The organism is Streptomyces desertarenae (assembly GCF_042681365.1).
Taxonomy (GTDB): Bacteria; Actinomycetota; Actinomycetes; order Streptomycetales; family Streptomycetaceae; genus Streptomyces; species Streptomyces desertarenae.
The window spans coordinates 156,188-168,983 of record NZ_JBHUFU010000006.1 but is presented as its reverse complement, the minus strand read 5'-3'; the positions used below and the strand labels follow the sequence as shown (position 1 = coordinate 168,983).

Here is a 12,796-nt window from a genome sequence, read left to right as displayed (position 1 = left end):
GCTCCCGGGGCGGGTACGGCGGCTGCGCCGCGGGGGACGCGGGTCGGGGGGAGGCCACCTCAGCGCTCCCTGACCAGCTCGGCGTACGGCCCGCCCGCGGCCACCAGGTGCTCGTGCCGGCCCCGCTCCACGACGGTGCCCCGGTCCAGGACGACGATCTCGTCGCTGTCGCGCACCGTGCTCAGCCGGTGGGCGATCACCACGCAGGCGCAGCCCCGGCGCCGCAGGTTGTCGATGACGGCCTGCTCGGTCACCGCGTCCAGGGCGCTGGTCACCTCGTCCAGCACCAGCACGCTGGGGCGCCGCACCAGGGCGCGGGCGATCTCCAGCCGCTGCCGCTGCCCGCCGGAGAAGTTGCGGCCGCCCTGCTCCACCCGGCTGTGGATGCCGCCGGGGCGGCGGGCGACCACGTCGTACACGGCGGCGTCCCGCAGCGCGGCGACGACGTCCTCGTCCGGGATGGAGGGGTCCCACAGCGCGACGTTGTCGCGGACGGTCCCCTCGAAGAGGACGACGTCCTGGTCGACGAAGGCCACCGAGGCGGCCAGCGCGCCGCGCGGGATGTCCTCCAGCCGCATGCCGTCGATGCGGATCGTGCCCTCCCAGGGGCTGTGGAGGCCCGCGATCAGCCGGGAGACCGTGGACTTGCCGCTGCCCGACCCGCCGACGAGCGCGACCTGCCGGCCGGGGCCGACCGAGAGGGAGAAGTCCTTCAGCAGCGGCGGGTCCAGGGGGCTGTAGCCGAAGGTGATCCCCTCCAGCTCCACGTGCCCGGTGAGCCGCCGGGTGCTGGGGGCGGGCTCGTGCCGGGAGTAGACCGGGTCGACGGGGAAGTTCTCCACGTCCCGCAGCCGGGCCAGGTCGGCGGCGAAGTCCTGGATGCGGCCGGCCACGCCGTTGAGGCGGGTGATCGGCGCGGTGAAGCCGGCCACCAGGGTCTGGAAGGCGACGAGCAGGCCGACCGTCAGATGCCCCTCCACCGCCCGCAGACCGCCGATCAGCAGGATCAGGGCGCTGTTGAGGGTGGCCAGGGCGGGCGCGACGACCGCCAGCCAGGCGCTGGGCACGCCCAGGCGCTGCTGCACGTCGAGGGTGGTGGCGTGCTGCCCGGCCCAGCGGCGGAAGAAACCCTGCTCCCCGCCGGTGGCCTTCATCGTCTCGATGAGCTGGAGGCCGCTGTAGGAGGTGTTGATCAGCCGGGCGGTGTCGGCGCGCAGCTTCTGGGTCCCGGTGGCCCGCAGCCTGATCACCACGCGCACGGCCACCAGGTTGAGCAGGGCCACCGACATGCCGACGACGGCGAGCTGCGGGTCGTACGTCCACAGCAGCGCCGCGTACAGGGCGACCACGACGGCGTCCACGCCCGCGGCGGCCAGGTCGCGGGCGAGGGTCTCGGCGACCGCGTCGTTGGACTGGAGCCGCTGGACGAGGTCGGCCGGGTTGCGCTGGGCGAAGAAGGCGACCGGGAGCCTGAGCAGGTGCCGGAAGAAGCGGGCGCCGGCCAGGGTGGAGGAGATGATGTGCCCGCGCAGCAGGTTGGCGTGCTGGAGTCCGGTGAGGACGGCGGTGAGCACCAGCGCGGCGGCCATCGAGGCCAGGAGCACGCCCAGCAGGGAGGTCTGGCCGCCGATGAGGAAGCTGTCGATGTAGGTGCGGCTCAGCGCGGGCACCGTCGCGCCGACGGCCACCAGCAGGAGGCTGGCCAGGACGGTGACGGCCAGGGTGCCGCGGGTGCCGCGCAGCCGGTCGGGCAGGGCGCCCATGACGCCCGGCCTGCGGCCGCCGCGGCGGAAGCCCTCGCCGGGCTCGAAGGTGAGCACCACGCCGGTGAAGCTGGTGTCGAAGTCCTCCAGCGGCACGAACCGCCGCCCCCGCCCGGGGTCGTTGACGTACACGCCGCGGCGGCCCAGGCGGCGGGCGGCGCCGTCGTAGACGACGTAGTGGTTGAACTCCCAGAACAGGATGGCCGGGGGGCGCACCCCGGCGAGGGCGTCCAGGTCCATCTGCATGCCCTTGGCCTGCAGCCCGTAGCGCCGGGCGGCCTTGAGGAGGTTGCTGGCCCGGGAGCCGTCGCGGGAGACGCCGCAGGCGATGCGCAGCTCCTCCAGGGGGACGTGGCGGCCGTAGTGGGCGAGCACCATGGCCAGCGCGGCGGCGCCGCACTCCACCGCCTCCATCTGCAGGACGGTCGGGGTGCGGACGGGGCGGGGCGCCCTGCCGCGGGGGGCGCGGGCGGCGCCGCGGGCCCCCCGGGGGGCGCGGCGGCCGGCGGGCGGGAGGCGGTGGGGCCGGGGACCGCCGGGGGCCCCGGAGTCCGCGGGGCGTGCGGTCCGCCGGTGCTGGGGCACGGTCATGGGAGGAGCCATTCGACGGGGCGCTGCGCCGGGAGGCGCACGGCGCCGGTGACCGGTGTCCTGGACTCGACGGCGTACGGCGGGCCGTCGTCCGAGGACCAGGCGTAGCCGGACTCGGTGTGCTCGGAGCGTTCGAGCTCCACGAGCACCGCGACGGGGTTGCCCTGCCGGGTGAACTCCTCGGCGAGCCGGGAGTCGCCGAGGAAGGCGCTGATCTGCCGCTGCGTCTGGGGGGCGCGGCCGACCCGGGCGACGCGGCCGCGCAGCACGCCGAAGCGCTGCTTGGGCACGGACTGGACGGTCAGGTCCACCCGGGCTCCGACGGCGATCGACGAGCCGCCGTCGCCGGGGACGTAGAGCACCGCCACCAGCGGGTCGTCCGGTCCCTTCACGTGCTCCAGGGTCGCCACGTCCTCGCCGGTCCCGACGACCGAGCCGACCCCGGCGACCAGGGACGTCACCCTGCCGCCCGCCACCGCGCGGACGGCCTGCTCGCCCTGCCGGGTGCGGACCTTCAGCAGGGGGGCCTCCGCGGCCAGCAGCTGCCCCTCCGTCACCAGCACGTCGGTGACCTGGCCGGCGATCGGACTCTGGAGGGTGTAGCTGCCCCCCGCGTGGGTGAGGATGCCGGGTGCACCGAGCGTGGTGGAGACCGACCCGTTGACCCCCCAGAAGGCGGCGACGGCCATCACGGCGACGGTGACGGCCAGGACGAGGCGGCCCTGCGGGCGTGCGAAGCGCACGGGCAGGTCGAGCTCCTCCGGCGACTGCAGCGTGGAGAGCGCCTTCTTGCGGAACTGCACGGAACCCTTCCTTGCGACTGCGTCCCCCCGGCGTCCCCACCTCGGGCGCGGCGGGTCCGCGGCCGGGGTCCGGAGCCGGCCGGGGACGGCGGGGGCGGACAGCCGTGAACCCCGGAACGGGTTGCTCCGGGGTTCGGGGGCGGTCCGCCGCGCGCACGCACGTCCTCGGAACCGTGCGGGCGCCCGGCCGGTGCCGGTGGGGATGCTGCGGTCAGCGGCCCAGGGCGCCGGTGTCGACGTGGACGCCGGTGATGCCGGAGACGAGGCCCGGGGCCGCGCCGACGATGCCCTGCGCGACCTGGGTCGTCTCGAGGGAGGTCACGGTGTTCACGACGCCCGCGGCGTCGTTGGCCGCGGCGCCGGCCAGGCCGCCGGAGATGCTGACGATGCCGCCGGAGACGGCGTCCAGCTCGGCGTCGTCGATCTCACGGGTCTCGAGGTGCTCACGCATTGAGCGTTGTCCCTTCTCGGTGTGGAAGCGTTTCCCAGTGGCGTGGGGCGGATCGCAGGGGGGACGTCCCGGCCCACTCCCAGGCGGCCGGAATACCGGCGCCTCATCGGCCGGGAGGCTTCCGGCCGAATTCGGGCACCGATTTCCGGTCCGCTCGGTGCGGACGATGAAAACACGTGACCGGTCGGCCTGACCAATCTCCTGCGGATCCGCCGGAGCGCCCGTGGAGAACTCCCGCACCCCTTCCGTCATGAAACGGCTCCAAATCCTTCACAGAAAGGGGCGGGGAATTGCGGGAATCCGGGCCCCGCCGGGGGCCCGACCGCGCGTTCCCGCCTGCCCGGCGGCGGAGCATGCCGGACATGTCGAGCACTGGCGACACGGGAAGAGCGCAGGTTGCACACGGTGTGAAAGTTTTCGGAGGAGGGCTGCCACCTGCGATCGGCGCCCCCGTCGGCCCCACCTGCCCCCGGCCCCCGCCGACGGCGGCCCCGGGAGAGGGCGCGGCGCCCTCCCCGCGCCGCCTCCCCCGCACCCCTGCGGCCGCCCCTCTCGCGGAAGCGCCGATATCCGGCACCGACGGTCCGCATTTCCTCCCGGTTCACCGGAGTCCAAGCGCCCCCCGCATTTCGGTCACGACTTTTTCACATCCCCTTCCGGCTTATTCCGCGGGGATCGGCAGCGGCCTTTTCTCGATGGCCGCCGCCATCACCTCCGGGAAGTGGTCGGGGGTGCAGGCGAAGGCGGGGGCGCCGAGCGCGGCCAGGGCGGCGGCGTGCTCGCGGTCGTAGGCGGGGGCGCCCTCGTCGGAGAGCGCCAGCAGGGCGACGAACTGCGTGCCCGCGCTCTTCATGGCGGCGACCCGCTTGAGCATCTCGTCGCGTATGCCGCCCTCGTACAGGTCGCTGATGAGGACGACGACCGTCTCGGCGGGCCGGGTGATCCTCGACTGGCAGTAGGCGAGCGCCCGGTTGATGTCCGTGCCGCCGCCGAGCCGGGTGCCGAACAGCACGTCGACCGGATCGTCGAGCTGATCGGTGAGGTCGACGACGGAGGTGTCGAAGACGACCAGCCGGGTGGAGAGGGACCGCATCGAGGCGAGCACCGCCCCGAAGACCGAGGCGTAGACGACCGAGGCGGCCATCGAGCCGGACTGGTCGATGCAGAGGACGACGTCCTTCCGCACCGCCTGCGAGGCGCGGCCGTGGCCGACGAGCCGCTCGGGGACGACCGTCCGGTGCTCGGGCAGGTAGTTCCTCAGGTTGGCCCGGATGGTGCGGTCCCAGTCGATGTCGCGGTGGCGGGGGCGGCGCACCCTCGCCGACCGGTCCAGGGCGCCGGCCAGGGTGGACCGGGTGCGGGAGGCGAGTTTCCGCTCCAGCTCGCCGACGACCTTGCGGACGACCGCGCGGGCCGTCTCCCTGCTCGTCTCCGGCATCGCCCGGTTGAGGGAGAGCAGCGTGCCGACCAGGTGGACGTCCGCCTCCACCGCCTCCAGCATCTCCGGCTCCAGCAGCAGGGCGGACAGGCCGAGCCGGTCGATGGCGTCCCGCTGCATGACCTGGACGACGGAGCCGGGGAAGTAGGTGCGGATGTCGCCCAGCCAGCGGGCCACGCTCGGCGCCGAGGCACCCAGCCCCGCCGAGCGCCGTCCCGGCCGGCCGTCCCGCTCCCGCCCGCCGCCGTAGAGGGCGGAGAGGGTGCGGTCCATGGCGGCGTCCCGGCCGGTCAGTGCGCAGCCGGTGCCGTCGGCGTCCTCCCCGCCCAGGACCAGCCGCCAGCGCCGCAGCCGCTCGTCCGCCGCGCCCGCCGCCACCTCGTCCGCATTCGCCCGCTCCGCAGTCGCCTCGATCGTCATGCCGTCGCCGCCTTCCCCTCCGTCGTCCCGTCCGTCCGGCTCCCCGGCCCGCTCCCGGCCGCGCCAAAGGCGCCCTCCCCCAGCAGCAGCCGCAGCACCGGCAGCACGGCGTCGGCCCGCTCCCGGTCCAGCCCCGCGCCGAAGCCCGGTGCGTCCTCCCACCGCGCCGCGCCCGTCCCCGGCCCCGACGGGCCGCGCCGGACCAGTTCGCCGACAGTGCGCCGCACCCCGGGCTCGTACGCCGAGAACGTCCGGCGCAGCAGCGGCAGCACGTCGGTGAAGGACTCCCCCGGTACCCCGGCCAGCCAGTCGTCCACCAGGGACAGCAGCCGCCCGTCGTGGACGAGCAGCATGCCGCCGCCCGCCAGGAAGCCCTCGATCCAGGCCGCCGCGTCCCCGGGCGGCGTGCCCGGGGAGAGGGCCAGGCCCATCAGCCGGGCCGCCTCGCCGTCCGCGAGCAGCCCGTCGTCCAGCAGCAGCCGGGCGCAGCGGCCCCGCACCAGACCCGGCACCCGGTCCCGTACGGCGAGGGAACGCAGCGCCGCGCGCCAGCGCGTCAGCACCTCCTCGCGCTCCAGCAGCACGACCGCCCGGTGGGCGGCGTCCACGTGGCCGCGCATCTCGGCCGCGCCGTCGCCGCCGAGACCGGCGCAGGCGGGCGGCAGACCGACGCAGACCCGTTCGGCGAGGCCCTCGGCGACCTCGCGCAGCGCGGCGGCGTCCGTGCCGCGGACGTCCCCGTAGCGGACGGAGCGCACCAGCGCCGGGAGGGCCTGGGCGAGGTGGCCGACGTCCGCGTCGAGGGCCGCGCGGTCGGCCAGGACCCGCATCACCTCCGGCAGGGCTCCGCCGAGCCCGGCGAGCAGGCACTGCTCGGCCAGCGCGGTGACCTCGGCCAGCGATCCGGCGTCGCGCGCCAGCGCCTCCGCGCGGGCCGTGGCCGCCGCGGCGACGGTGGTCCCCCACACCCCCGCCTCGGCGACCCGCACCGACAGCTCGGGCCGCCAGCACAGCCGCCAGGTCTCGCGGAAGGTGCCGGTGGAACCCGTGCGGCCCTCGACCGGCTCGCCCCAGTCGACCCCCAGCAGCGCCAGCCGGTGCAGCAGCCGGCTGCGGGCCGCGGCGCCCTCCTCGCGCAGGTCGAGGGCGAGTTCGCGCTCGCGCGCCTCCGGTTTCAGCCGCAGGGACCGCTGGAGGCGGGTGAGGTCCCGCTGGAGCGGTACCGCCGGGGCCTGCGCGGGCACCTCGCCCAACTCGTCCCCGACGACCAGCCGGTCGTGGACGAGGGAGAGCGGCACCGTCGAGCCCTCGCACATCACGGCGAGCACCGCGTCGAGCGTCTCGCCCAGACCGGGCAGGGGGCGCCCGCGCAGGGCGGCGAGGGCGTCCGCCAGCCGCACCGCCTCGATGACGTGGGCCGAGGAGACGGCGTGGTCCTCCTCGCGCAGCAGCCGGGCGACCTTCGTCATCCACCGCTCGAGGGGGCGGTCGGGAGCGGAGAAGAGGTGGCCGTACCAGCCGGGCGAGGTGATCCCGGCGCCGTAGCCGCTGCGGCGCGCCAGCCGCTCGCCCGTCCACGGCACCCAGGTGACCTCCGTCTTCACCTTCGGCAGCCCCCTGAGGAGCCCGCGGTCGGCGGCGACGGTGGTGCGCGCGGTGAGCGCGGGCACGTGCCAGGCGCCGCAGACGACGGCCACGCCGCCGTCCCCGAACTCCCGGCGCGCCTGGCGCAGGTGCAGCCGCATGTGGGCCTCGCGCACCGCGTCGCGCCGGTGGCCGCCGTCGCCGTGCGCCTCGCGCAGGGCCGCCATGGCGTCGGCGAGGGCGGCGAAGGGGGCGTACGGGTCGGCGGCGAGGCCGCCGCGGTGCTCCACGACGTCCTCCCACCAGCGCTCGGGGTCGTCGTGGCCGGCCGTCGCGGCGAGCACCCGCAGCGGGTCGAGGCGGACGTCCTCGCGCTCCCCGGCCTCCGGCCCCCCGCCGCCCCCCGCGCCGTCACCGGCGCCCTCCAGCGCCAGCGAGTGGGCCGCCGGCAGGTCGAAGAACCGCACCGGCACCCCCCGCCCCAGCGCCCAGCGGAGGGCCACCCACTCCGGCGAGAACGCCGCCAGCGGCCAGAACGCCGCCCGCGCCGGGTCGTCCACCGCGTGGGCCAGCAGCGCCACCGGCGGGCGCATCTCCTCGTGCGCCGCCAGCTTCGCCACCGCGTCGGCCTCCGGCGGCCCCTCCACCAGCAGTACCTCCGGCTCGCGCGCCTCCAGCGCCGCCAGCACCGCCCGTGCCGACCCGGGGCCGTGGTGGCGCACGCCGAGCAGCAGCGGCTCCCGGGGGGACGGGCCGCCCGCCCCCGGTGCCGCGCCGCGCCCGGCCGTCACGCGCCCACCTCGCGGCAGGCGCGGTAGAAGTCCTTCCAGCCCTCGCGCTCGCGGACGACCGCCTCCAGGTACTCCTGCCAGATCACGCGGTCGGCTGCCGGGTCCCGGACGACGGCGCCGAGGATCCCCGCCGCCACGTCGCCCGGGCGCAGCACCCCGTCGCCGAAGTGGGCGGCCAGGGCCAGGCCGCCGGTGACCACGGAGATGGCCTCGGCCGTCGACAGCGTGCCGGACGGGCTCTTGACCTTGGTGCGGCCGTCGGTGGTGACCCCGTCCCGCAGCTCCCGGAAGACCGTCACGACGCGCCGTATCTCGTCGATGCCGTCGGGGGCGGCCGGCAGGTCCAGCGAGCGGCCGATCTGCTCCACGCGCCGGGCCACGATGTCCACCTCGGCCTCGGGCGTGGCGGGCAGCGGCAGCACCACCGTGTTGAAGCGGCGGCGCAGGGCGCTGGAGAGCTCGTTGACGCCCTTGTCCCGGTCGTTGGCGGTGGCGATCAGGTTGAAGCCGCGGACGGCCTGGACCTCCTCGCCCAGCTCCGGCACCGGCAGGGTCTTCTCCGACAGGATCGTGATCAGGCTGTCCTGCACGTCGGCCGGGATGCGCGTCAGCTCCTCGACGCGGGCGACCATGCCGTCGGCCATGGCCCGCATCACGGGGCTGGGCACCAGCGCCTCCCGGCTGGGACCGTGCGCCAGCAGCCGCGCGTAGTCCCAGCCGTAGCGGACGGCCTCCTCGGCCGTGCCCGCCGTGCCCTGCACCAGCAGCGTGGAGTCGCCGCTGACGGCCGCCGCCAGGTGCTCGGAGACCCACGTCTTGGCGGTGCCCGGCACCCCGAGCAGCAGCAGGGCCCGGTCGGTGGCCAGCGTGGCGACGGCCACCTCCACGATCCGGCGCGGACCGACGTACTTGGGCGTGATCACCGTGCCGTCCGGCAGGGTGCCGCCGAGCAGGTAGGTGGCCACGGCCCACGGCGACAGCCTCCACCGCTCCGGGCGCGGCCGGTCGTCCGCCGCGGCGAGGGCGCCCAGTTCCTCGGCGAAGGCGTCCTCGGCATGGGGCCGCAGAGCGGCCGGTGCGCTGTTGGTGGCGGTCACGTTCTCCCCCTCGCAGGCGGCTGATCCGTACGCCGGACACGATGCACGCCGCCACTGACAACGCCTCCGCCGTCCTCCCCGCCCTCCTTCCGGCCTGCGAGGACACCGGGCCGGGGCCGGCTGTCAGTGGTGGCTCGTACGGTCGTTCACATGGTTCACCGCACAGAGAGCGAGCCTGTGTATCCGTTCGGTGAGGGCAATGGTCTGAGCAGCGACGACAACCACGCGTCCGTACGGGGAGGGCGAGGAGCACATGAGCGCAGGCGCAGCGCGATGGACGGCGGAGCAGGTGCTGGCACTGGCGCCTGACGCCGCGTCCGCGAAGGCCGGCGCGAAGCTGGCCGCGCCCGGTCCCTGGTCCGGGACGGGGGCGGGGGACGGCGGTGTGTGGGGGCAGTGCGGGGGCAGCGGCAGCAGGCCGTACCTGACGGTGGTGGACGTGGCCGGCGACGGCGCACCGGGGTACCGGTGCAGCTGCCCCAGCCGGAAGTCCCCCTGCAAGCACGCCCTGGGGCTGCTCCTGCTGTGGGCGGCCGACGACGGGGAGGCGGTGCCGGAGGCGCCCGGGTCCGCGCCCGACTGGGCCGGCCGGTGGCTGACCGGGCGCCGGCAGCGCCGGGAGAGGGGGAAGGAGGCCGCCGCCCGCGACGGGGAGCGGGCGGCGGCCCCCGCCGACCCGGAGGCGGCGCGGCGCCGCGCCGCGCGCCGTGCCGCGCGGATCGCGGCGGGCGCCGGCGAGCTGGAGCGGCGGCTGGCGGACCTGCTGCGCGGCGGCCTCGCGGGCGCCGAGCAGGCGGGCTACGCCGCCTGGGAGGAGACGGCCGCGCGCATGGTGGACGCCCAGGCGCCGGGGCTGGCCGCGCGGGTGCGGGAGCTGGGGGCCGTCCCCGGCTCCGGCCCCGGCTGGCCCTCGCGGATGCTGGCCGAGTGCGCGCTGCTGCACCTGCTCGGCCGCGGGTTCCTCGGCATCGGCGGGCTGCCGGAGCCGCTGGCCGCGACGGTGCGGTCCCGGGTGGGGCTCACCACGGAGTCCGCCGCGCTCCTCGCCGACCGCGACGCCGTCGTGCGCGACCGCTGGCTGGTGCTGGGGCGGCACGAGTCGGAGGAGGGGAAGGTGACGGCGCGCCGCTTCTGGCTCCGCGGGCGGCGGACGGGGCGCACGGCGCTGGTGCTGTCCTTCGGGGCGGCCGGGCGGCCCCCGGAGCTCGCCCTGCCGGTGGGGTCCTCCCTGGAGGCCGACCTGGCCTACCACCCGGGCGCCCCGGCGCTGCGCGCCGTCATCGGGGAGCGGCACGGCGCGCCGGAGCCCTGCGGTGCGCCGCCGGCGGGGACGGGGGTGCACGGGGCGCTGGCCGCGTACGCGGCCGCGCTGCGCGAGGATCCCTGGCTGGACGCCTGGCCGGTGGTCCTGTCCGGTGTGGTGCCCGTACCCGACGGCGAGGGCTGGCAACTGGCCGACGCCGGGGGCGACTCGGCCCTTCCGGTGGCCGGCACCGCGGGCGTGCGCTCCGGGATGTGGCGGCTGGCCGCCGTCTCCGGCGGCGGTCCCGTCACGGTCTTCGGCGAGTGCGGCCACCGGGGTTTCGCGCCCCACACGGTCTGGCCGGACGCCGCGCCGGCCACGGCGGTGCCGCTGGCCGCCGCGAACATCCGGGGAGGTGCGGCATGAGCTGGAGCGAACTGGTCGGCGCGGCCCTGCTGGGCGCCGAGCGGCGCACGCCGCCCGGCGGCTCGGTCGAGGCCCTGCTGGACGCCGCCGCGGTGGAGACGGTGCGGCGCCGGGCCGGCCTGCGGCCCGCCGCCGCGGCCCCCCGGCCCGAACCGGCGCCGGAGGACCCGCGGCCACCGCTGCCGCCGGCCGCCGCCCGGCGGCTGGTGCTGCTGCTCACCGACCGCCCCGGCACGGGCGGCGGGGGGCGCCGGAGCATCGCGCCCGACCTCGCCGAACTGCTCCCGCAGTGGCTGTCCGCCGCCAACGCCCACGGCTACCGGGCGCCGGCCGAGCAGCTGCCCGCCCTGCTGGACGCCGCCCGCGCCCGGACGGACCTGCGGGCCGCCTCGCTGGCGCTGGGCGGACCGCGGGCCCTGTGGCTGGCGCGGCTCAACCCGGAGTGGCGGTTCGCCCTGCGCGGCAGGCCCGGGCATGCCGCCGGACTGCCGGTGGACGGCGCCGGGGAGCCGGACGGGCAGGCCGTGCGGCGCCTGTGGGAGGAGGGCCTCTTCGCGGAGCGGTCCGCGCTGCTGTCGGCCCTGCGGCGCCACGATCCGGCCGCGGCCCGTGAGCTGCTGGCCGGCACCTGGTCCGAGGAGCGCCCCGAGGACCGGCTGATGTTCCTGGACTCGCTGCGCGAGGGCCTGTCGCAGCAGGACGAGGCGTTCCTGGAGCGGGCGCTGGCCGACCGCAGCCGCACCGTCCGGGCCACCGCCGCCGAACTGCTGTCGGCGCTGCCGCGGTCGGCCCTGGCGGCCCGGATGGCGGCCCGGGCCCGCTCCTGCGTCGGGCTGGACCGCACCGGTGATCCGGGCCGGCTGGCGGTCGAGGCACCGCACGAGTGCGATGCGGGCATGCAGCGCGACGGCGTGGTCCCCAAGCCGCCCGCCGGCCGCGGGGAGCGGTCGTGGTGGCTGTCCCAGGTGGTGGAGGCCGCGCCACTGGACTGCTGGTCGGAGCACCTGGGGGGCCGTACGCCCGCGCAGGTGGCGGCGCTGCCGGTCGCCGACGGCTGGGAGGGGGAGCTGCACGCGGCGTGGGCGCAGGCCGCCGTGCGGCAGCGGCACGCCGCGTGGGCGCGGGCGCTGCTGGGGAGACCGTCCGCGCCGGTGACGGCGGCCCCCGGCGATCCGGCGAAGCTGCTGGCCGTGCTCCCGGAGCGGGAGAGGGCCGCGTGGGCGGCGGAGTTCATAGCGGCCCACGGCCTGTCCGAGGCGTTCCGGGTGCTGGGGGTGTGCGCGGTCCCCTGGGCCGAGCCGCTCGGCGGCGCGGTGGTGGACGCGCTGGAGATCGCCCGGGACGCGGGCAGCTACCCGTGGAGCTTCAGCGGCGTGATGGGCCTGGCGGAGCGCTGCCTGGATCCGGCCCTGGCCGGGCGACTGGCCCCGCTGGCCGCCGTCCCGGACGAGCCCGAGGGCGGCTCGCCGGGCGCGGGCGGCTACTGGGCGGAGGCGTTCCAGCGGCTGGTGGCCACCTTGCGACTGCGCGCCGCGATGCTGCGGGAGCTGGAGCCCGCGGCGGAGGAGCCTCCCGCCGGAGGAGCCCCCGCCGCGGAACCGCGGTGAGACGGTGCGGAGGCGTGCCCTCCCGCCGCGCCGGGCCCGGAACCGTCCTCAGGCGGCCACCGAACCGACGTGGGAGCGCACCCACTCCACCACGTCGCCCGTGGGGGCGCCCGGGGTGAAGATCTCGGCGACGCCCTGGGCCTTGAGCGGGGCGATGTCGTCCTCGGGGATGATGCCGCCGCCGAAGACCTTGATGTCCTCGGCGTCGCGCTCGCGCAGCAGCTCCAGCACCCTGGCGAAGAGGGTGTTGTGGGCGCCGGAGAGGATCGACAGGCCGATCGCGTCCGCGTCCTCCTGGATCGCGGTGTCCACGATCTGCTCGGGCGTCTGGTGCAGGCCGGTGTAGATGACCTCCATGCCGGCGTCGCGCAGCGCCCGCGCGATCACCTTGGCGCCGCGGTCGTGGCCGTCGAGACCCGGCTTGGCGATCACCACGCGGATCGGACCCGACACACCCATCACTGCCTCCCAATACGGCTGCGGTCCGGTCCGCCCGTCCGGCTGTCTCCGGCGGGCGGCCATCCGGTGAACGAACGTTATCCCCCAGCATCCCGCACCCGGCAGTGCCCCGTGGCGCAGGGA

The 12,796-nt window shown here is 76.8% G+C and carries 9 protein-coding genes; 2 read left to right on the top strand and 7 right to left on the bottom strand.

Annotation, left to right across the window (positions count from 1 at the left end):
* Nucleotides 1–59 precede the first annotated feature (59 nt).
* From ACFSJS_RS12310 to ACFSJS_RS12285, 6 genes are all read right to left on the bottom strand, one after another.
* On the bottom strand, nucleotides 60–2,354 hold the full coding sequence (locus ACFSJS_RS12310) for an NHLP family bacteriocin export ABC transporter peptidase/permease/ATPase subunit (protein WP_380899394.1): 2,295 nt from the start codon (nucleotides 2,352–2,354) through the stop codon (nucleotides 60–62).
* Nucleotides 2,351–3,157, bottom strand: a complete 807-nt coding sequence (locus ACFSJS_RS12305; RefSeq protein WP_380899393.1) for an HlyD family efflux transporter periplasmic adaptor subunit — start codon at nucleotides 3,155–3,157, stop codon at nucleotides 2,351–2,353. Before ACFSJS_RS12305 ends, ACFSJS_RS12310 begins: the two co-directional genes overlap by 4 nt.
* A 211-nt stretch (nucleotides 3,158–3,368) precedes the next feature.
* Complete coding sequence (locus ACFSJS_RS12300; protein WP_380899392.1) at nucleotides 3,369–3,608, bottom strand: hypothetical protein; 240 nt, start codon at nucleotides 3,606–3,608, stop codon at nucleotides 3,369–3,371.
* Nucleotides 3,609–4,269: 661 nt separating this feature from the next.
* Nucleotides 4,270–5,466, bottom strand: a complete 1,197-nt coding sequence (locus tag ACFSJS_RS12295) for a VWA domain-containing protein (protein ID WP_380899391.1) — start codon at nucleotides 5,464–5,466, stop codon at nucleotides 4,270–4,272.
* Nucleotides 5,463–7,841 (bottom strand): DUF5682 family protein, encoded by a 2,379-nt coding sequence (locus ACFSJS_RS12290; protein WP_380899390.1) that lies wholly within the window; start codon nucleotides 7,839–7,841, stop codon nucleotides 5,463–5,465. Before ACFSJS_RS12290 ends, ACFSJS_RS12295 begins: the two co-directional genes overlap by 4 nt.
* Nucleotides 7,838–8,938: an ATP-binding protein gene (locus ACFSJS_RS12285; protein WP_380899389.1), complete on the bottom strand. Its 1,101-nt coding sequence runs from the start codon at nucleotides 8,936–8,938 to the stop codon at nucleotides 7,838–7,840. The genes ACFSJS_RS12290 and ACFSJS_RS12285 overlap by 4 nt, the downstream gene beginning before the upstream one ends.
* Nucleotides 8,939–9,191: 253 nt before the next feature.
* Between ACFSJS_RS12285 and ACFSJS_RS12280 the strand changes: the two genes are divergently transcribed.
* Both ACFSJS_RS12280 and ACFSJS_RS12275 read left to right on the top strand, forming a co-directional pair.
* Nucleotides 9,192–10,607, top strand: a complete 1,416-nt coding sequence (locus tag ACFSJS_RS12280) for an SWIM zinc finger family protein (protein WP_380899388.1) — start codon at nucleotides 9,192–9,194, stop codon at nucleotides 10,605–10,607.
* On the top strand, nucleotides 10,604–12,214 hold the full coding sequence (locus ACFSJS_RS12275; protein WP_380899387.1) for a DUF5691 domain-containing protein: 1,611 nt from the start codon (nucleotides 10,604–10,606) through the stop codon (nucleotides 12,212–12,214). The genes ACFSJS_RS12280 and ACFSJS_RS12275 overlap by 4 nt, the downstream gene beginning before the upstream one ends.
* 48 nt (nucleotides 12,215–12,262) lie before the next feature.
* Here the strand turns inward: ACFSJS_RS12275 and ACFSJS_RS12270 are convergent, their stop codons facing one another.
* On the bottom strand, nucleotides 12,263–12,673 hold the full coding sequence (locus ACFSJS_RS12270; RefSeq protein ID WP_380899386.1) for a cobalamin B12-binding domain-containing protein: 411 nt from the start codon (nucleotides 12,671–12,673) through the stop codon (nucleotides 12,263–12,265).
* Between the last annotated feature and the right edge of the window lie 123 nt (nucleotides 12,674–12,796).

What these genes read in the sequence shown, in the direction of transcription:
- ACFSJS_RS12310 (WP_380899394.1), bottom strand. Translation starts at nt 2,354, where the DNA reads ATGACCGTGCCCCAGCACCGGCGGACCGCACGCCCCGCGGACTCCGGG.
- ACFSJS_RS12300 (WP_380899392.1), bottom strand. Translation starts at nt 3,608, where the DNA reads ATGCGTGAGCACCTCGAGACCCGTGAGATCGACGACGCCGAGCTGGAC.
- ACFSJS_RS12295 (WP_380899391.1), bottom strand. Translation starts at nt 5,466, where the DNA reads ATGACGATCGAGGCGACTGCGGAGCGGGCGAATGCGGACGAGGTGGCG.
- ACFSJS_RS12280 (WP_380899388.1), top strand. Translation starts at nt 9,192, where the DNA reads ATGAGCGCAGGCGCAGCGCGATGGACGGCGGAGCAGGTGCTGGCACTG.
- ACFSJS_RS12275 (WP_380899387.1), top strand. Translation starts at nt 10,604, where the DNA reads ATGAGCTGGAGCGAACTGGTCGGCGCGGCCCTGCTGGGCGCCGAGCGG.
- ACFSJS_RS12270 (WP_380899386.1), bottom strand. Translation starts at nt 12,673, where the DNA reads ATGGGTGTGTCGGGTCCGATCCGCGTGGTGATCGCCAAGCCGGGTCTC.